This is a genomic window from Citrifermentans bremense R1, assembly GCF_000426865.1.
GTDB lineage: Bacteria > Desulfobacterota > Desulfuromonadia > Geobacterales > Geobacteraceae > Geomonas > Geomonas bremensis.
In genome coordinates, this window is sequence record NZ_AUGE01000031.1 from 20511 (window position 1) to 38985 (window position 18475).

Consider the following 18475-nt stretch of genomic DNA (forward strand, 5'->3'; position numbering starts at 1 on the left):
GCGTGAGCCGTGAGCAGTCCGTTGTTCATGAAGAGCGTGACGCGCTTATTCTATTCTTCTTCCTTCAAAATGTAGCCAACGCCCCTGACGGTGTGGATCAGCTTCTTGTCAGCTTCGCGGTCGATCTTCTTCCTGAGGTAGTTGACATAGACGTCGATGATGTTGGTGAAGCTGTCGAAGGTGTAATCCCAGACGTGCTCCGCGATCATGGTCCTGGTCAGCACCTGGTGCGGGTTGCGCATGAAGTACTCAAGCAGGCCGTACTCCTTGGCGGTGAGATCGATCTCCTTGTCCTTGCGCCATACCTTGTGGGTAACCGGGTCGAGACGCAGGTCGGCGAAACGGATCTCGGCGCCGCGGTCGAGCTCGCTCCTCCTCATGAGCGCACGGACGCGGGCCAGAAGCTCGGCGAAGGCGAAGGGCTTGGTCAGGTAGTCGTCGGATCCGGAATCGAGGCCTGCCACGATATCTTCCACGGAATCTTTGGCGGTCAGCATCAGGATCGGAGTGAGGTTCTTCCGCTCCCTCAGCTCCTTCAGGACGGAAAGGCCGTCCTTTTTGGGGAGCATCCAATCAAGCACGATCAGGTCGAACGGCTTCTCCAGCGCAAGCTTGAGACCCTCCTCTCCGTCCGCGGCCGTGTGGACTTCGTACTGCTCCTCCTCCAGCCCGCGCTTAATGAAACTGGCGACCTTCTTCTCATCTTCAACTACCAAAATTCTCATGTTGATTTCCTCTCTTTGTTAATATGTCGACCTCTAATCGTGCCTAATATCACCATGAAGTCTGCTTAATATTTCTGCCGCAGACTCCTCCACGGATTTGTTGGTTACGTCGATAACCAGCCAGGCGGGATGGGCGCGGTAGAACCTGCGGCAGTATGCCAGTTCCTCTTCCACCTGCCGATAGTCCGCGTAGCTGCCGCGCGGGCTCTGGCGAAGGTTGCGCAACCGGGCGCTCCTTATATCCACCAGCCGCTGCGTATCGATGATCAGCCCTACCACCCGCTCCGGCTCTACTTCCTCCAACTCGCCCGGGGGATCGATTCCCTGGATGATCGGCACGTTGGCGACCTTGTAACCCTTGTGAGCCAGATACATGGAGAGCGGGGTCTTGGAAGAGCGGGAAACACCGATCAGCACGATGTCCGCCTTGTGCAGGTTGCGCGGCTCCTGGCCATCGTCCTGCTTCACGGTGAAATCCACCGCTTCCATGCGCCGGTAGTACTCCGAGTTCATCTCGTATTGCAGGCCCGGCAACTTCTGCGGCCGCATCTCTAGAAATTCCGCCAGCTTGTAGAGAAGCGGCGTGATGAGGTCGACCGCCTCCAACTGCCTCGCCTCGACTTCGTTCCTGACGAACTGCGCCAGCTCGGTGTTGACCAGCGTATAAAAGATGATCCCTGGCGCCCGGTCCACCTCGTCCAGCGCGCGGAGGACGTCCTCACGGTTCCGTATCTGCCCCATCCTGCGCAGGCGGATGTCGACGTCCCTGAACTGGGTCAGCGCGGCGCGCGCCACCCGCTCCACCGTCTCCCCTGTCGCATCCGATAAAAGGTACACATGGTACATCTTAATCACCTTAAACTGCTGCTCTTACTGGGGCTTATCGGCATCCCCACCAAATTCATTAGATATATACCATGTTTTTTTCTTTTAGGCAAAACTAAAATTTAATGGGAAAAGTTTCCTCGAAGTTCTTATCGGCAGCCCCCGGAAAAATTTTAATTATAATTACTGCCGCAGTTTTATTCGATGTCAAGGTTTTCATTGCATTTTCCCTTATTTTCCTGCTAGCTTATGCCCATAATTTGTCTAAGAAAAGGAGCTGTAAACTCATTATGACTACTGACTGGGCTGAGATCGCCTGTGAAGTACCCGCCGAAATGGTCGACACCCTGGCCGACTTCCTGGTGGAGTTGACCGGTAACGGGGTCGGAATCGACAACCTGCACCTGGACACCTTCTCCCTCGACACCCTCGAAGATACCCCCCTCAAAAGCGTGAAGGGTTACCTTCCCCTCGACGACTCGCTGGAGGAGATGCGCATCCGCATCGAGCAGTTCCTCGCCCAGACCGGCCCCTCCTTCCCCGGGTACGTCTATACCCCTCCAGTGGTAACCGTGATCAGGAACGAGGACTGGGCCAACAACTGGAAGGTGCACTTCAAGCCGGTGCGCATCGGCCAGAGGCTGGTGATCAAGCCGACCTGGGAGGAGTACCTGAAACAGGAGGGCGACCTGGTGATCCAGATCGATCCCGGCATGGCCTTCGGGACCGGCGCCCACCCAACCACCAAGATGTGCCTGGAAGCGCTGGAGCGGATCTGCTTCGACGCTAGCGGCGGCAAGCTCCCAAGCCCCGTCCTCGACGTGGGCACCGGCTCCGGCGTCCTCAGCATCGCGGCCGCGCTTTTGGGCGCGGAAGAGATCGTCGCGGTGGACATCGACCCCGAAGCGGTGCGTGTCACGACAGAGAACCTGGAGTTGAACGGTGTGGCCGGCCTGGTCGCCGCCTCCACCACCAGCCTGGAGCAGCTTCCTGGAGGATTTCAGGTCGTGGTCGCCAACATCCTCGCCGAGGAACTGGTGCGTCTTGCCGACGAACTCACCGCCCGCGTGGCACCTGGAGGATGGCTCATACTCTCCGGCATCCTCACCGAAAAAGAAGCCTTCGTCTGCGCGGGGTTCAGTTCGCTGGAGCTGGTGGGAAACCCGAAGGAGCTCGAGTGGTCCTGCCTCAGCTTCAGGAAGCCCCTGTAGCCCATGCGCAGTTTCTTTCTCGGCGGCAACGCCATCTGCGGCGACAGCGTGACCATCACCGGAGAGCTTTACCGCCACATGGCGCGCGTGCTGCGCATTAAAGAGGGTAGCGAGGTGGAGCTCATCGAGAACGGCGGCGCCCGTCACCGGGGGACGGTCGAGGAGGTGGGGGCGAAAAGCCTCACGGTGCGCATCAGCGCCAGCGCCGCCCCTGCCGCCGAGGAGCCGGGGCTGCGCATCACGCTCTTGCAGGGGATGCCCAAGGGGGAAAAGCTCGACCTGATCCTGCAAAAATGCACCGAGCTCGGGGTCGCCGAAGTGGTCGCCTTCGACGCGGCACGCTCCGTGGTGAAGCTGCGCGGGGATCGAAGCGCCACCCGGCTAGCCCGTTACGAAAAGATCGTCCAGGAGGCCGCCCGGCAGTCCGGGCGGCGTTCTGCGCCGAAGGTCGCCCTGGGGGGTACCCTCTCCGAGGTGCTGGCGGATTCACGCCATGAGGTGAAGCTCCTTCTTTACGAGGGGGAAGAGAAGACGACCCTGCACGGCTGCTTCGGCGCTTTCGAGGCACCGGGAAGCGTGGCGGTCGTGGTGGGACCGGAAGGGGGATTGGCCCCGGAGGAGGTGCGGCAGGCGCTGGCGGCGGGGTTCACCCCGGTCACGCTGGGAAAGAGGATACTGCGCACCGAGACCGCCGGGCTCGCCATGCTGTCCATCCTGCAGTTTCACTGGGGGGACATGGTGTAGCCAGACTCAGCGCAGCGCCGCCACCAGCGCCGCGATGGCGGTCACAAGCGACATCGCCGTCACGGTCATCATCATCTTCTGCCGGGCGACTACAACCTTCAGAGTCCTGATGGTCTGCTGCAGGTGCCCCGAGGTCTCCAACAGGGCCTGCTCCAGCTTGCGGTTTTCCTCCTGCAGGTGCCTGAGCCTTGCCTCGATGTCGCCCCCGCCGTGCCCCCGAAGGCGTCCCTTTGCCCGTTCGGCCAGATCCACCACCGCCGGAATGTTCTCCATCACCCGCCCCCAGGGAATCCTCGTCGCCGCTATCTTGGCGATGCCCCAAATGGTTGCTATGTTCATATCCCCTCCCGTTTTGCCTGCCTGAGCCGTCGAAAGCACTTCTCACCGGGGCCGGCTCTTCCCGGCTCCCTGATCTTTTCCCCGTCCGCCCCCTGCTACTTCCAGGAAATTCCTCGCCAGGAGCGGCCCTTGCGCCGATTCCTCGTGCTTGAAGAAGACGAAGGCGTCCCGCCAGTTCTGCCTCGCTACCAGGTCCACCCACCGCTTCAACTCCGCCTCCCCGTAATCCTGACGCCTGAGCCTCAAGTAGCCCCACGTCGCCGTTGCCACCGCCGGGGTCTCGACATCGTCCTCCAGGTCGGCGATGCAAAGGGCCGCGTCGTTGCGCCGCAAAAGCTCGAACACCTCGTCGTCCATCCAGGAGCGGTGCCGGAACTGGATCGAGGCGCGGGCGGCAGGAGGCAAAAGCGCCAGGAAGTCGCGCAGCAGGGGGAGGTCCTTCTTCAGGCTCGGCGGTAGCTGGAAGAGCACCGGACCCAGCCGCTCCCCGAGCCCTCCCGCCACGTCGAACAGGTACGACACCGGGTCGTCCACCCCCTTAAGCCGCTGAAAATGCGTGATGCGCTGCGGCGCCTTGAGCGCGAACTTGAAGCCTGCCGGAACCTCCTGCGACCACGATTGCAAGAGGGCGGAGGTCGGCATCCGGTGGAAGGTGTTGTTGATCTCGACGCTTAGGAACACCCCGCCGTAATAGTGCAGCATCTGCCGGTCCGGGAGGTCCGCGGGATAGAAGATCCCCTTCCATGCCTGGTACGAGTAACCGCTGGTTCCGACGTAAAGGGTCATCTCCCGCCTCCGTACGGCGTCACAGAAAAGGGGACAGGCTACTTTTTTCTTTTGAAAAAGTAGCCTGTCCCCCTTTTTTATACACAACAGTAGCGACCACTACAAGGCGCTCTAATCTAAAGACGAAAAAAGGCGGGCCCCCTTAATGGGAGCCCGCCCGGATTACTTCGCCAGCGTAAGTGTCAGGAGATGAGCGACGCCAGTTCGTCTCCGAATGCCTCGCGCTGCCAGCGCTTCAAGAGAGTTATGTTCTGGGAGCCCGGTTCCGCCAGCGCCTCCAGGAGCGTGTTGTTGGCGACGAGCCCGATACCGAGACCCAGCTGCGCCGACTTCGCCTCGCGCCAGACCTTGAGGCGCTTCACCCTTTCGTCCTGCAGCCGGTCCAGAACCGGACGGCGCCCGGAATGCACCTGCGGCAATTTGTCCTGGGGGACCGCCAGCCCGTTGGCTACGGCCTGCAGCAGCCCCCGCCCCAGCCGTTCGATCAGCTTAGAAGACATGGTGTGGATGCCGACCAGCTCGAAGTTGTTCCTCGGCTGTTTCTCTGCCAGCTCCCGTAACAGGTCGTTGCTGAGGATCCTGAAGGGGGGAACGTCCGCCAGGCGCGCCTTCTCGTCACGAAAGCGCAGCAGCTCTTCCAGCACGGCGAGCTCGCGCGGCTTCATCTTGCTGGCCCCCTTGAAGCGCAGACACATCAGTTCTCCCTCGCGGGAAGGGGAACGCACCCCTGCCACCAACTCCGACTCCTCCTCGACCCAGGCGAGCCTCCCTTTCTGCTTCAGCTCCGCCTCCAGCTGGCGGTAGAGCTCGATCAGGAGTGAAGTGTCCTTCATGGCATAATCCAGCATCTCCTGGGAGAAGGGACGCTTGCTCCAGTCGGCCTTCTGGTAGCGCTTGTCCAGCTCGACGCCGAACCTCTTCTTCAGGAGCGCCGCCAGGCCGAACTCGCTCTCTCCCAGGAACTGGCTGGCTATCATGGTGTCGAACAGGTTCACCACCTCGATGCCGAAGTCCCGGTAGAGCGAGCGCATGTCGTAATCCGCGCCGTGGAAGATCTTTTTGATCGCGGGGTTGGCGAAAATGGGCGCCAGCACCTTGACGTCGATGGGGGCGAGCGGGTCGATCAGGCGGTCTTCCGATGCGGAGGAGACCTGGATCAGGCAGACCTTCTCTGTATAGTGATGGAGTGAGTCCGCCTCCAAGTCAAAGGCAAGGACCGACTCCCGGGAGAGCCGCTCAACGAGTTCGTCTAAAGTCTTTTGATCGGTGACCAGATGTGCCGCTGCGGGATTTGTCTCATTATTTCTCTTCTGCAAAAGTTCCCATCCGTTTCTGCATCTATTATATGCTTTCGTGGTTATCGATAAGGTCAAGGCTTACTGTCACCATGACAGCGCCCAGCCGCAAAGATTACAACTTTTTCACTTTCAGCACAAGTCCAAGGTGCCGTTCAGAGTAAAATTTTCTCCCCGGCACAGACAGAACGCTCTTTGCTACCGTCCGGGACCCAGTTCGCACAGCGCCTTGACAGTCTGCTCCATCTCCTCCCTGGAGCCGATACTGATCCTGAGACCGTGGGCCAGCTTCGGGTCGGTGAAGTGGCGCACCAGGATCTTCCTGTCGTAAAGCCCCTGGTAGATACGGGTACCGTCGCGGTCGGGCGGGCTGGCAAAGACGAAATTGCCGCTGGAAGGTATCACCTGATACCCCAGCTGCTGCAGTTCCGCCGTGAACCAGGCGCGGGTCTCCTTGATCTTCCTTACGCACTCCTGGAAATACGGCTGGTCCGCGAGCGCCGCGGCGGCAGCGGCCTGCGCCAGGCGGTCCAGATTGTAGTGGTCGCGAATCTTGTTCAGCGCCGCGATGATCTCCGGGCGGGCGATCGCGAGACCAAGCCGCATGCCGGCCAGGGAATAGCTCTTGGAGAAGGTGCGGGTCACCACGACGTTGTCGAAGCTGCGCACCAGTTCCAGCGAAGTCTCTTCGGCGAAATCCACGTACGCCTCGTCCACCACCAGCACCCCGGAGAGGCGCCCCGCCAGGTCCGCGATGTAGCGCTGGCTGTAGGTGAAACCAAGCGGCGCATTGGGGTTGGTCAGAAAGAAGAGCTTGCCGTCGTAGTGCTCCGGAATCCCTTCCGGCTCGAAGCTCTCGCTGAGCCCGAAGGTCCTGACGCGCGCCCCCTGAACTTCCGCGAGGGTGCCATAGTACGAGTAGGAGGGGTTAATGAAGGCGATTTCCTCCCCTTCGCCGGCACAGGCGCGGATCAGGTTGTTGAGGACCTCGTCCGAGCCGTTGGCCATGATGATCCAGGAGGGATCGAAGCCGTACACCTTCGCAGCCTCCTCCCGCGCCAGTCGGCTCGCGGCGTCGGGATACCGGCGCAGTCCCTCTCCGGCCTCCTTGGCGATCGCCTCCAGTACCTTCGGTGAGGGGGGATAAGGATTCTCGTTGGTGTTCAGCTTGATGTACGAATCCACATCGAACGGCTGGAAACCGGGGACATAACCTGCCATTTCTGCGATGTTTTCCCGCAGGGCGATCATGGCAACTCCTTTCAGGGCAAAAGATCAGGTGAATATAACAAGAGGCAGAGGCAATTGACAATTGAGAATTGACAACGACGAGGCGACAGAGTCACCGAGCGGCTGTCAGTAGCGCTCAAGTTCCTGGTACAAGGTGGTGCGCCGGACCGGGGTGAACCCGGCGCCGCGGATCAGCGTGATCATCTCCTCGCGCGACATACGGAAGCGGCAGCCGGCAGCCGCAACAACGTTCTCCTCCAGCATGGTTCCCCCCAGGTCGTTGGCGCCGAAGAAAAGCGCCACCTGCGCCATCTTGGCGCCCTGGGTCACCCAGCTCGCCTGCACGTTCGGCACGTTCCTGAGCACGATGCGCGACAGGGCCAGCACCTTCAGGTACTCGACGCCGCTGGCGCCCTCCCCCCCGAGTTCGGTGTTTCCCGGCTGGTAGGTCCAGGGGATGAAGGCGGTGAAGCTCCCACCTTCATCCTGCAGGTCGCGCACCCGGAACAGGTGCTCGACGATGTCTTCGGCCCGCTCGCGGCTGCCGAACATCATGGTCGCCGTGGTGGGCATCCCTAACCGCGCCGCCTCGCGCATGACCTGCGCCCATCCCTGCCAGCCGATCTTCTTCGGCGAGATCTCGGCGCGGACGCTGTCGACCAGGATTTCGGCCCCCCCTCCCGGGATGGAGTCGAGCCCGGCCTGCTTCAGCCGCGTAAGCGTCTCGCCGATGCCAAGCCCGGAGAGCTTCGCCACCTGGGTCACCTCGGCCGGGGAGAGTGAGTGGTTCTGCACGCCGGGAAAGCGGCGCTTGATCTCCCTGAAGAGTTCCTCGAACCAGGCGATGTCGAGCGAGGGGTGGAGCCCCCCCTGCATCAGGAGCTGGGTTCCTCCCTGGGCTACCAGTTCCCCGATCTTCGCCATGATGGTTTCGGTATCCAGGAGGTAGGCGTCCGCCGCATCGGCATCACGGTAGAACGCACAGAACTTGCACCTGGATTCGCAGACGTTGGTGTAGTTGACGTTGCGGTCGACGACGAAGCTGACGCAGCCGTCCGGATGCATTGTCCGCCGGATCGAGTCGGCTAAGCGCCCGACGGCGAGGAGTTCCCCTTCAGTGAGGCACCAGAGCGCCTCTTCGGAGGTTATGGCCGCACCTGAGGCGACTTTTTCAGTTATGGCGTTGAGCATTTTCGACATGGCTTACTTCCGTGGTTTCGTAGGCTTCATTGCAGTGATGCAGGCGCCGTACCCTTCTCAATACACGCGCAGTTCCTGGTAGAGGGTGTCCCGCTCCACCGGGATGCGCCCGGCCTTCCTGATCATGGTGACGATGTTGTCGCGGCTCATGGTCTGCGGGGTGTCCGCCCCCGCCTCGTGCCCGATCCGCTCTTCGACCACGGTACCGTCCAGGTCGTTGACGCCGAAGGATAGCGACACCTGGGCTATCTTCTCCCCCAGCATCACCCAGTAGGCCTTCACGTTAGCGAAGTTGTCCAGGTAGATGCGGGCGACGGCCAGGGTGCGCAGGTCGTCCACGCCGCTCGTGCCGGAACCGGCGATCTTCAACTGCGAATGCTCAGGCTGGAAGGCGAGCGGGATGAAGACCTGGAAGCCGCCGGTTCGATCCTGCAGCTCGCGCAGCTGCCGCATGTGATCGACCCGGTCGGCCACGCTCTCCAGATGCCCGTAGAGCATGGTGGCGTTCGACTTGAGCCCCGCCTGGTGCACCTGTTCCATGATGGAGAGCCAGGCCGCGCCGCTGATCTTTTCCGGGCAGAGCTTGTTGCGGATCTCCGGCGCGAAGATCTCGGCGCCGCCGCCGGGAAGGGAGCCGAGCCCCGCCTCCTTCAGCTTCTCCAGGGTGGCCGGGATGCCAAGGCCGGAGAGTTTAGCCAGATAAGCGATCTCCACTGCGGTGAAGGCTTTCACGTGCAGCGCCGGGGAGACCGCCTTGACGGTGGCAAGGAGCTCCAGGTAGAACTCGAAGGGGAGCTCCGGGTGGAGGCCTCCAACCACGTGGATCTCGGTGGCCCCTTCCTTGACCGCCTCTTCGGCGCGGCCGCGGACCTCGTCCAGGGTCATCAGGTAGGCGCCTGGGTCGCCCGCTTTGCGGAAGAAGGCGCAGAAGCGGCAGCGGTTCACGCAGATGTTGGTGTGGTTTATGTGGCGGTTGACGTTGAAGAAAACCCTCTTCCCGTTGCGCCGCTCGTTGACGGATTGGGCCAGCTCCCCGAGCGCCAGGAGGTCCGGATGCTCGAAAAGCGCAAGCGCCTCAGCCTCGTTGATGCGTCCGCCCGCCCGCACCTTCTCCGCTATGGTGGCAAAAGTCATGGTTCTTTCCTTTTTCGTTTACGGCCGGCTTCCCCAGCGCCTGAAGAGCGTGTGCTCCACCTGCACTGCGTCCAGCACCTTCCCGGCCACGAAATCGACCAGGTCCTCGATGGTCTCGGGATCGTGGTAGAAGCCGGGCATGGCCGGCACTATGCGCACCCCGAGCCGGGCCAGCTTCAGCATGTGCTCGAGGTGAATCGCGTTGAAGGGGGTCTCGCGCGGCGCCAGCACCAGGGGACGCCCCTCTTTCAGCATGACGTCAGCCGCCCGCTCCAGGAGGTTCCCCGAATTGCCGGAGCTGATCCGCGACAAGGTCCCCATGGAGCAGGGGACCACCAGCATGGCGTCCGGAGCCGCCGAACCGCTGGCGATAGGCGCGAAAAGATCGTTTAAGTCGTAGTAGCTAAGACGTTCTCCAGGAAGCCCCAAGTGCGAGCGCACCCCGTCCAGGATTTCGCCCGGGGTACCCGCTAGATCGAGCCCGCATTCCTGCCGCAGGACCGCGAACCCCGCTTCCGAGACCAGCAGGCTCACCCTGGAGTCTCCGCGCAGCAGTTCCTCTACCACTTTGAGGCCGTAGATTACGCCCGAGGCGCCGGTGATGGCGACGGTGAAGTGTCTGGGCTTCACATCCCCCCCGTCGAAACCCTATCCAGGAGCGTCGCCGCGAAGAGCGTCACGCTGATGTAGCCGTTCATGTTGAAAAAAGCGGCATCCAGGCGGCTTAAGTCCCCCCCGCGGAGCAGATAATGCTCGTACAGGAGCATGCCGCAGGTAGCAGCCAGCCCGGCGAGGAAGAAGGTGCCAAGGTGCATGGAAATATAGAGTGCCGCGAGGAAGAGGCAGGCGACGAGATGGAAGATGCGCGAGGTCCAAAGCGAGCCGTTAACCCCCAGCTTCGCCGGAATGGAGTGCAGCCCCGCGGCCTGGTCGAATTCCATGTCCTGCAGCGCATAGAGGATATCGAAGCCGGCGACCCAGAAGAGAACCGCGAAGGCAAGAAGGTATGCCGGGAGGTCGGCGCTGCCGCGTATGGCGATCCAGGCGCCCAGCGGAGCCCCCGCGAGGCAGATACCGAGGACCACGTGCGCCAGCGCCGTGAAGCGCTTGCAGTAGGAGTAGAGCAGGATGAAACCGAGGGCTACCGGCGAAAGGTAAAGGCAGAGCGGGTTCAGCCTCCGGGCGGCGAAAAGCATGAGCAGCACGGAAAGAACGATGAAGCAGATCACCGCGCCCCGACCCAGAAGCCCCGCGGGGATGGCGCGGCCGGCGGTGCGCGGATTCCTGGCGTCGATCTCCGCGTCTATCACCCGGTTGAGCCCCATGGCCGCGGTGCGCGCACCCACCATGGCGCAGACGATCCACCCCGCCTGGGATACCGTGGGAAGCCCGCCTGCCGCCAAGAGCGCCCCGGTGAAGGCGAAGGGTAGTGCGAAAATGGTGTGGCTGAACTTTATCATCTCCAGGAAGACTCTGGTCCTGGCGTACAATGTCATCTCGACTCCTGCTTGGGTACTCATACCTGCCTTTCCGCCCGCGCTCTAGAAAAAGCCGTACTCCCGCCATCTCTTCTGCACCTGGGCACTAACCGATGCATCCTGTTTCAACTCCTTGTACTGCCCGCCCCCCTCTTCCGGGAGCTTTCTCGTCGCATCGACCCCGAGGCACCCGTCGGGGGTGACCGCCAGGTCGCGCGGAAAATTGACCGCGTTCAGCGCCCGCCAGAAACCTTCCGACAGCGTGAGGGGTGTTTCGGCGGCGTCTACCACCACCAAAAGTTTTCCCCGCTTCAACCATCCCTCCGAGCGCAGCGTCTCCAGCACGCGCCGCCCCTGCCCCGGAAGGCTCTTCTCAATTGCAATCAATGCGCAGCCGTGGAAGATTCCCTCCAGCGGCAGCAGCAGGTCGACGACCTCCGGGCACTGCCTGCGGATAAGCGGCAGCAGCAGCCTTTCGGCAGCCTTGGCCATCCAACAGTCCTCCATGGGAGGAGGGCCCACCACCGTCGCCTGGCAGATGGGGTCGCGCCTGCGCGTGATGCAGGTGACCGTCAGCAGCGGCACCTCTTCGCCCGGGTCGTAGCTCCCGGTGTGGTTGCCGAAAGCTCCTTCGTTGCGGGTCACCCCCGGCTCGACGAACCCCTCGATTACCAGTTCGGCATCCGCCGGAACCAGGAGGTCCGAATCGAGGCAGCGGAGCATCGGCACCGGCTCGCCGCGCAGGTACCCGGCAAAGGAAACCTCGTCCAGGCCGGCGGGGAGCGGGAGCGATGCGGCGAGCGTCAGCGCCGGGTCGGCGCCTATGGCGATCGCGACCGGCGTCCGCTCTCCGGATGCGAGGTACTTCCGGTGATGCTGCCAGCCGCCGCTGCCGTTTTTCCAGCGCACCCCGGCACTGCGCTCGCCGAAGATCCGGACCCGGTACATGCCGCAGTTGTCAGCGCCGGTCTCCGGATCCCTGGTGAACACCAGCGGGAGCGTGATGAAGCGCCCGCCGTCGCCGGGCCAGCACTTCAGGAAGGGGTAGCGCAGCAGATCGGGTGCCCGTTCCACGACCTCCCTGCAGGCGGCTTGATCGGACATCAGCGGAAGGGGTGCCCGCCCCGGGCAAAGGAGCAGTTCTTCCATCGCCTCCGAGAGCCGGTCCAGCTTTGGAACGCCGAGTGCGAGCGCCATGCGAGCCGGCGAACCGAAGAGATTGGTGGCAACTGGAAAGGGGCTCCCTTTCACGTTCTCGAAGAGGAGCGCCTTACCGCCGCCGGGGAGTTTGCTCTGGCGGTCGGTGATACAGGCGATTTCCAGGTCGGGGTTGACCTCCGCAGCCACCCTCTGAAGTTCCCCAGCAGCTTCCAGTCCGGCGATGAAACCTCGCAAGTCCTTAAATGCCATGGCAACTCCAGGTAAATAAGCTGAACTGCAAGTTTCTATCACTTCCACAGGGGTATGACAACGTTTTTCTCGATCTCTCGCGATCATGCCCGAACCGGTGGGATCTCGAAAATGCCGCATAAGCTGCCGAAATTTTTGTCGATCATTGCCCATCCTAGGAAAAAATGAAGTATCTACGTCATAAAGCTTGACATTATGGCGACAATGCTGGTATACCTTTCCATCTGATTGACCCGTCAGAGTTTCACTTCTCGGAATGTAGCGCAGCCTGGTAGCGCACCTGCTTCGGGAGCAGGGGGTCGGAGGTTCGAATCCTCTCATTCCGACCATTACAAATCAAGGCCTTTGGAGAAATCCAAGGGCCTTTTTGTTTATACCGTCCGGTCCATCCTGTCCTCCTCCGGTACCGGCCCCTCCAGCCGACCACCTGCAGCATCACCCATAGCTGTCTCTTCACCCTCAAAAGAGTTGTACGTCTTGGCTACTGCAGGAAGGATTTCTCCGGTTCCTCCGGTACGTCTCCGATACACTTGACTGACACCTCAACGCTAACTAATCGAAAATCCTTGAATACCTCCTTTGGCATACTGTAGTGCCTCTCTCAAAAGCCCCCCTAACCGTCACTGAATTGGTGTGGAAGACCGTTCCTTCAATTGCAGCAATCTGACACCAACGCCTCTAGCCACTCCCTGAGCCTAGGTGGCACCCAGGGGGCATCCTCTACAAAAAGGCAAGGACCTCCTGCGTTATTGGTTGCCCAGAATACCATGAAGCACCCATCCTGCAGGGTGGCAACCTCGCACCACCTCCACTCCTCGCTCAACAAGTCAATGGTTTGGTCTTCGCTGAAAGGGAGCGCCCCTGGATCGTCCCCCTCCTCGAATAGATACCAGTTGCCTCCCAGCAGATTATTGAAATCCTCTTCCACCAGTACCTGTAGGTCCACTCCACTACCAATGCAACGATCCGCATTCACCAGCATCGCCCTCTTGGCTGGACCGTCAGGTAACAGCCGTATCTGACGAATACCACTAACTTTTACCATAGTGCCTCTCCTGTCGCTCTGTAGATAAAAAAATAGCCCCCTTCCAGATGTTCTTGAAAGGGGGCATGTTTTTGTATTGTTACTGATTGGCTGCGAGATCGAACATTCCCGACACACCTTCTGTTGCCTGTTTGAGGTCATCGGCTGCAAGATGGGCATAACCTGGGTCATGGAGATGTCCTGATGTCCCAACAACCTCTGTACTGCATAGAGATCCGCGCCCGATGACACGGCGAGACTAGCGAACGTATGCCTGAGGTCGTGGATGCGGAAGTTTTCGATGCCTGCGGCGGTACATGCCTTCTCAAAGGGGTTACGTAGATCGTAGACATAGGGCTTCTTTGCCCCCTTCCTTGAAGGAAATACATAATTGCTGCCTTTGGTCCTTTCCTCCTGATCCTTCCGCACTTGAAGATCGGCCAGCACCTCCTTGGCCCTAGCATTCAGGTGTACCGTTCTACTCCTTCCATTTTTGGTCTTCGGCAGATATAGCCGCCCCTCCTCAAGCCTGACGTTGGTCCACTCCAGTGACATGGCTTCCTCCCGCCTACATCCGGTGTACAGTAACAGCCGGATCGCCGACACCGAAAGCCGATCGTTTTGCTCCTCCAGTGCGGCAAGGAATCGGGGGAGTTCTTCTTTACTGAGGTAACGCTCACGTAATGGTCCTTCGTGGAACTTCTCCTGATCCTTGGCTGGGTTCTTTTCAAGCATTTCCCATTTGACGGCAAGGTTAAGCATCCTTTTCAGGGTGGTCAGAAGGTGGTTGGCTGTGCATGCTGTGGTTCGCTCCTTCTCCTTGGCATGCACCATAGCTACATCTCTGGGAGTTATCGCTTTCAATCGGAGCTTCCCTATCAGAGGGTTAAGGCATCTCTCGATCTGGCTCTTATCATCATCCCAAGTCTTTTTGTGGGCCTTGGCATGGGGGAGGTAATGCTGCTTTGCGAACTCCTCAAAAGCAAGGTCGGCTCTAACCTTCCCTCTCTCGGCTGCAGGGTCTTTGTCTCTTGCCAATAGGGCCTTGTGCTCTCCCACCCGCAACCTCGCCTCCTGGATGGTGACGGCGGGGAACTCCCCAAGGGAGATACACATCTTTCTCCCAAGGAAGCGATACCGGTGCTGAAAGAACCGGCGACCGTTCTTCGAAACACGAAGGTGAAGGCCTATGCACTCTATGTCGGCATATTCCATTTCCCTTGAGGGGCTGGCAGGGTCGTGGGCAGGAAGAGCTTCTATGGCCTTTTTGGTAAATGCAAATTTGCGGCTAGTGTTCGGCTTATACAATATCATCGAGTGCTCCTTGTTAAAGTTGTTGGTGCGTCTCCTCTGGTAGCAGATGCGCTGCCGCAGAAGATGCTTGACCTTCATCGTACTATGGGTCTTTACTCTAGGATTCTGGTCCCATGCCGGTCCTCGTTAAAACTGGCAAGCGTTGGCTCACTACTGCCTCAAGACCAAAACCAGATCAGGTGGAACTGTCCGGTGACTAACCGAGAGACATTTTCACAGACGCTTGTTTATCTATCCCTTTGCGACGTTTTCCTTGTTTTTTGAAGTGTTCCTCGACTTCACCGTGCCACCCCCGACGTCTCCCACCCTCACCGCGCCGGAGCGGGACGTGGCGGGGGCAGGGGCCGCCTTGCCGAACCGGTGCGCTACCCGCCTAGGTCCCGGCCTACCGTACGACTGTTGGGGCCCCTTAGGGGTGATATGGACTGGCACGCCCCTCCCCTCCATGGCAGAATTTAAAACGCTTTCGGCTTAGCCGTTTTTTTAACCTTACTTACGGTACTTTCCCTTACGGCATCACGTATGTAGACTGTCTTTTCTCTCTTTACCGCCAACCGTTACTTCTGGTCACACCTCAATTGTTTCACTCGTTTTCCTATAGCTTCCTCAGAACTCCAGTTTTTCAGCTTTTCAGGTTCTCGTAATGCCTGTAGGAGGCCTGTAGGCATGAGGAGACTGCCAAACTGCCAAACTGGAAACCTAGAAAACTGCCCCCCCGACCTCAATGCAGTTGGGTGCGGTAAAACCGGCTGGGGCACTCTGAGCATGCAAGAGCCTGAAGACTTTCGCTCCGCGCTCGCGCACCTCGTAAGCCCATCGGTGGGCAGTAGGGTCTTCCCCCGTATACTGCTCTATAATCCTGAGAGCATGTTTTTTGCTGCATTTGGTTCGCTTTGCCGCCTCCGCAGCTAACAACATCTTGCTATCAATCCCATTTGTAATGCAGGTGGCTATGGCTAAAATCATTTCGGCGTCGGACAGGATGGCCATCTCTTGTTTCAGATCTTCGAGTCTGCTAATACTTATCTCTTTAACAGAACATAACAATTCATTGTAGGAAGTGGTTTTTTCAGCGGTGTAACTGTATGATTTTGACATTGGAACACCACCACGGCTTTTTTTGTTCTTAAATTCTACGGTTTTTTCCGAGGTGTCACTATTAATAGAGACAGTGTCTAGCACATATGCACAATCTAAATCATCAATGATATCACTAGTTCCTGTTGGTATCTTGGCCCCATTAGGGCCCGGATTCTTATTAGTATGTGCAAGCGCTATAATTGTCCCACCCTTAAGTATAAAGTTTCTAACAATTTTTGTAAATTTGCTACTTTCATTTTTGTCCATAAGGTTAGTGAATTTTTTAAGAGTATCTAAAAAGATCACCACTCCATTAGCATTGTCTGTTTCTGTCATGTCTATTATGTTTTTCACCAATTCATTAGCTTTAAAGTCACGGTACCCCTCTGCCAACATATGAAAACCATACTCTTCAGCGATCTTAAGTTTTTCCAAAAGGCCGGTTGAAGTATCGTCAACATTTACGTAGTACACCTTGCTTGGTTCAATAAGACCTTCGTGCAAACTGGCCATGAGCAAATGGAAGCAGATCAAAGTTTTCCCTGTATTAGGCGCTGCATAAATTACAGTTGATTGCCCAATTAGTGCAATCCCACCCAAAATAGGCACCTGCTCTCTGACCCCCCTCTCTATATCAGTGGACATTCCTAACAGTGAGTACTTGTCTAACGGATTTCGATAACTATCGTAAATGGCCGAATTACCCGCATTTAACCTCATTTTATTGAGGCTACAATTGATACTACCGGTTTCCACATTTGCACCATTGTCACGTGCCATTTTGATCAGCGTGCCGATAGTTACTGGCGTTGCTACTTCGGACCTGAATGAACGCCATTTAGCTTCTATTTCTTGCCAGTTTTTGTATTTTTTGCCAGCCTTGCTCCATGCGTTATACAATTCCAAGCCATCGTTGTTACCGCCTGTTTCATGATAAACTGCCATCCCGACCCGCAGCCAGTCATCGTATCCTGAATCTGGGTCGATCTCATTGATAACGGCTGAAATTTTTTCGAGAGTTACACTCGCCGCCCCTTCCACCGCGTCAGCCTTGTGGCCTTCCGGCGTAGATGCCGATGGCACTGGCCTTCCATTATGCTTATAGACGGCATCAACAAACTCCTGCGTTGCCTCAGTCAGGTCATTCTTAGCAGTTGCCAAGTTTTTGAGTACAGATTTCCCAGTGCTGGGAGGCAATACGATAAGGGCTCTGCCGGTTTTGATATCTAGCCTGTCAGGGAACTTCTCCGAACAGTGCGAGTCGGATCTGGCGACCGTAGATAGAGTTCGCCGGAAGTAATGATGCTGGCCTTTTCGTGTCCCGACCACCAGCTTTGGTTCAATCCCGAATGCAGCCTCTATTGCGACGAGTGCAGCTAGTGATTCGGGACCGTCGGCATCAAAGACGATCAAATCGTTGCCAACGATACCCCCCAGCTCATGCTCCGGATGAATGGTCCAGTGCTCGTTAATTTTTTCTGGGTTGAGGTCCTGAAGCCACGGATCCCATTTTAGGGCCGAGGCTTTATTTCCAGGGATTACTGGCATGACTTTGAGCCCAAAGCCGTACCAAAAGAAAGCTGCAGTGCGACAATCTGAAAGGGCGGTGGGGTGGGATCGGGGGGATTCTTGCATTAAATTCCTCCTACTGCAAAGGGTTGACGATTGTTTGCAGTAGGAAATAAAAAAAGTTGCTTCCTACGCAAACGGCTTCTTTTCCCGATAGTCCGAGACTAGTGTGCCACTTGGCGTAAAAAGCAACTTTTATAAACACTGGTGACCGTGCCGGCTTATTGCATCGGTCTTCCGGCGCATGCTCAACCTTGGAGTCTAATTAGCGTCGGCCCTGCAGCACCTGCTCCTCTTGGAGGCTTATCGATACCACGAGCTAAAATGCACCATTCCCACCGAAAGTCAACTTTTTTCTTTCGACGCCCAAAGATATCCCTCACCACCTTGAATAACACCGTCGACACCAAAATGCCTCCCGGCCCGACATTTTGCCCGCACCTTCTCAATACGCCCATTGCAAAGTAAAACCACAACCAGCCTTTATCAATTGCGGTGATCTTTATCAGAAGCCATGTTATGGTCATCGTGAGTATGATGTCCTTCATTTCTCACCCACCCGTCCAAGATCGACCGGAATGTCGCCAGAGACCTCCTCGTCGACGGCTTCCTCCAGACCTCTCAAAGAGCGCCCAAGCATAAAGCTATTTCCTTTGCCAGTTACTTGAATAACGGAACCTTCCTTCAGTAGTGCGGCCATGAGGAATCCTGGACTGTTAGCCGAACTGCCTTTATACACCGAAGATAGAACCCTAGATGAAAATGGTTTTCGACATTCGGAAAGCAACCTTTCAATCTCTTCGATGGAGACCCAGTCTTTGCAAAAAAATCCGTGCCCTGAATTCCCCATTATGCGGATAATCATCCCCTGTGTTTCATCGTACCCAATGGAGTATGTCAGGGTAGATCTGCCCGACAGGGATTTGCATGTACTGCTTCTTTGAATCTCGCTCATGTATGCCTCCGATCAATATGATGCCCTTTTCAGATAAGATGGTCTAGTTTCCGCTGCCGTCTTGTCCTGAGTTTTCTGCAAAAAACTCCTGTTACTACGAAAATTAGAATCACCTGCGTATTCCGATGATTGCGACCGGGTGAACTGATGTGATTG

The 18475-nt window shown here is 58.0% G+C and carries 17 protein-coding genes and 1 tRNA gene; 3 read left to right on the top strand and 15 right to left on the bottom strand.

Annotated features, from left to right (window positions below; genetic code table 11):
• Positions 1 to 50: 50 nt before the first annotated feature.
• Both K419_RS0115900 and K419_RS0115905 read right to left on the bottom strand, forming a co-directional pair.
• Positions 51 to 725 (bottom strand): response regulator transcription factor, encoded by a 675-nt coding sequence (locus tag K419_RS0115900; protein ID WP_012773939.1) that lies wholly within the window; start codon positions 723 to 725, stop codon positions 51 to 53.
• A 33-nt stretch (positions 726 to 758) separates the two neighbouring features.
• Positions 759 to 1571, bottom strand: a complete 813-nt coding sequence (locus K419_RS0115905) for a pyruvate, water dikinase regulatory protein (protein WP_026842452.1) — start codon at positions 1569 to 1571, stop codon at positions 759 to 761.
• A gap of 269 nt (positions 1572 to 1840) precedes the next feature.
• On the opposite strand from K419_RS0115905, the gene prmA reads away from it, so the two are divergent.
• Both prmA and K419_RS0115915 read left to right on the top strand, forming a co-directional pair.
• The gene (gene prmA, locus K419_RS0115910; RefSeq protein WP_026842453.1) at positions 1841 to 2761 is read left to right on the top strand and encodes a 50S ribosomal protein L11 methyltransferase; all 921 of its coding nucleotides are present in this window, start codon (positions 1841 to 1843) and stop codon (positions 2759 to 2761) included.
• Between the two features lie 3 nt (positions 2762 to 2764).
• Positions 2765 to 3505 (top strand): 16S rRNA (uracil(1498)-N(3))-methyltransferase, encoded by a 741-nt coding sequence (locus K419_RS0115915; protein WP_026842454.1) that lies wholly within the window; start codon positions 2765 to 2767, stop codon positions 3503 to 3505.
• 6 nt (positions 3506 to 3511) lie between these two features.
• Here K419_RS0115915 and K419_RS0115920 read toward each other — a convergent pair whose 3' ends face one another.
• The 9 genes from K419_RS0115920 to K419_RS0115960 form a co-directional block, all read right to left on the bottom strand.
• Positions 3512 to 3844, bottom strand: coding sequence for a hypothetical protein (locus tag K419_RS0115920; protein WP_026842455.1), 333 nt, complete (start codon positions 3842 to 3844; stop codon positions 3512 to 3514).
• Positions 3845 to 3886: 42 nt separating this feature from the next.
• Positions 3887 to 4630, bottom strand: a complete 744-nt coding sequence (locus K419_RS0115925) for a DUF72 domain-containing protein (protein ID WP_026842456.1) — start codon at positions 4628 to 4630, stop codon at positions 3887 to 3889.
• 182 nt (positions 4631 to 4812) lie between these two features.
• Positions 4813 to 5946, bottom strand: a complete 1134-nt coding sequence (locus tag K419_RS0115930; protein WP_026842457.1) for a ribonuclease D — start codon at positions 5944 to 5946, stop codon at positions 4813 to 4815.
• A gap of 177 nt (positions 5947 to 6123) precedes the next feature.
• Positions 6124 to 7176, bottom strand: a complete 1053-nt coding sequence (gene hisC, locus K419_RS0115935) for a histidinol-phosphate transaminase (RefSeq protein ID WP_026842458.1) — start codon at positions 7174 to 7176, stop codon at positions 6124 to 6126.
• A gap of 105 nt (positions 7177 to 7281) precedes the next feature.
• A complete protein-coding gene (gene mqnC / locus K419_RS0115940; RefSeq protein WP_035497329.1) occupies positions 7282 to 8355 on the bottom strand; it encodes a cyclic dehypoxanthinyl futalosine synthase in 1074 nt (357 codons plus the stop codon).
• 57 nt (positions 8356 to 8412) lie between these two features.
• The gene (mqnE, locus tag K419_RS0115945; RefSeq protein ID WP_026842460.1) at positions 8413 to 9489 is read right to left on the bottom strand and encodes an aminofutalosine synthase MqnE; all 1077 of its coding nucleotides are present in this window, start codon (positions 9487 to 9489) and stop codon (positions 8413 to 8415) included.
• Positions 9490 to 9507: 18 nt separating this feature from the next.
• Positions 9508 to 10119: a UbiX family flavin prenyltransferase gene (locus tag K419_RS0115950; RefSeq protein ID WP_026842461.1), complete on the bottom strand. Its 612-nt coding sequence runs from the start codon at positions 10117 to 10119 to the stop codon at positions 9508 to 9510.
• Complete coding sequence (locus K419_RS0115955) at positions 10116 to 10985, bottom strand: 4-hydroxybenzoate octaprenyltransferase (RefSeq protein WP_156912223.1); 870 nt, start codon at positions 10983 to 10985, stop codon at positions 10116 to 10118. Before K419_RS0115955 ends, K419_RS0115950 begins: the two co-directional genes overlap by 4 nt.
• A 45-nt stretch (positions 10986 to 11030) precedes the next feature.
• A complete protein-coding gene (locus tag K419_RS0115960) occupies positions 11031 to 12377 on the bottom strand; it encodes a UbiD family decarboxylase (protein WP_026842463.1) in 1347 nt (448 codons plus the stop codon).
• 252 nt (positions 12378 to 12629) lie between these two features.
• Between K419_RS0115960 and K419_RS0115965 the strand changes: the two genes are divergently transcribed.
• Positions 12630 to 12706 (top strand) — tRNA-Pro (locus K419_RS0115965).
• Positions 12707 to 13026: 320 nt separating this feature from the next.
• Here K419_RS0115965 and K419_RS22175 read toward each other — a convergent pair.
• The 4 genes from K419_RS22175 to K419_RS23615 all read right to left on the bottom strand — a co-directional run bounded on the left by K419_RS22175 (position 13027) and on the right by K419_RS23615 (position 18319).
• Positions 13027 to 14715, bottom strand: a complete 1689-nt coding sequence (locus K419_RS22175; RefSeq protein WP_226377716.1) for a tyrosine-type recombinase/integrase — start codon at positions 14713 to 14715, stop codon at positions 13027 to 13029.
• Between the two features lie 699 nt (positions 14716 to 15414).
• Positions 15415 to 17430 carry a PriCT-2 domain-containing protein gene (locus tag K419_RS0115980; protein ID WP_026842465.1) on the bottom strand — a complete coding sequence of 672 codons (2016 nt, stop codon included), beginning with the start codon at positions 17428 to 17430 and terminating at the stop codon, positions 15415 to 15417.
• Positions 17431 to 17612: 182 nt separating this feature from the next.
• The gene (locus K419_RS0115985; protein ID WP_026842466.1) at positions 17613 to 17912 is read right to left on the bottom strand and encodes a hypothetical protein; all 300 of its coding nucleotides are present in this window, start codon (positions 17910 to 17912) and stop codon (positions 17613 to 17615) included.
• Complete coding sequence (locus tag K419_RS23615) at positions 17909 to 18319, bottom strand: hypothetical protein (RefSeq protein WP_156912224.1); 411 nt, start codon at positions 18317 to 18319, stop codon at positions 17909 to 17911. Before K419_RS23615 ends, K419_RS0115985 begins: the two co-directional genes overlap by 4 nt.
• Positions 18320 to 18475: the final 156 nt, after the last annotated feature.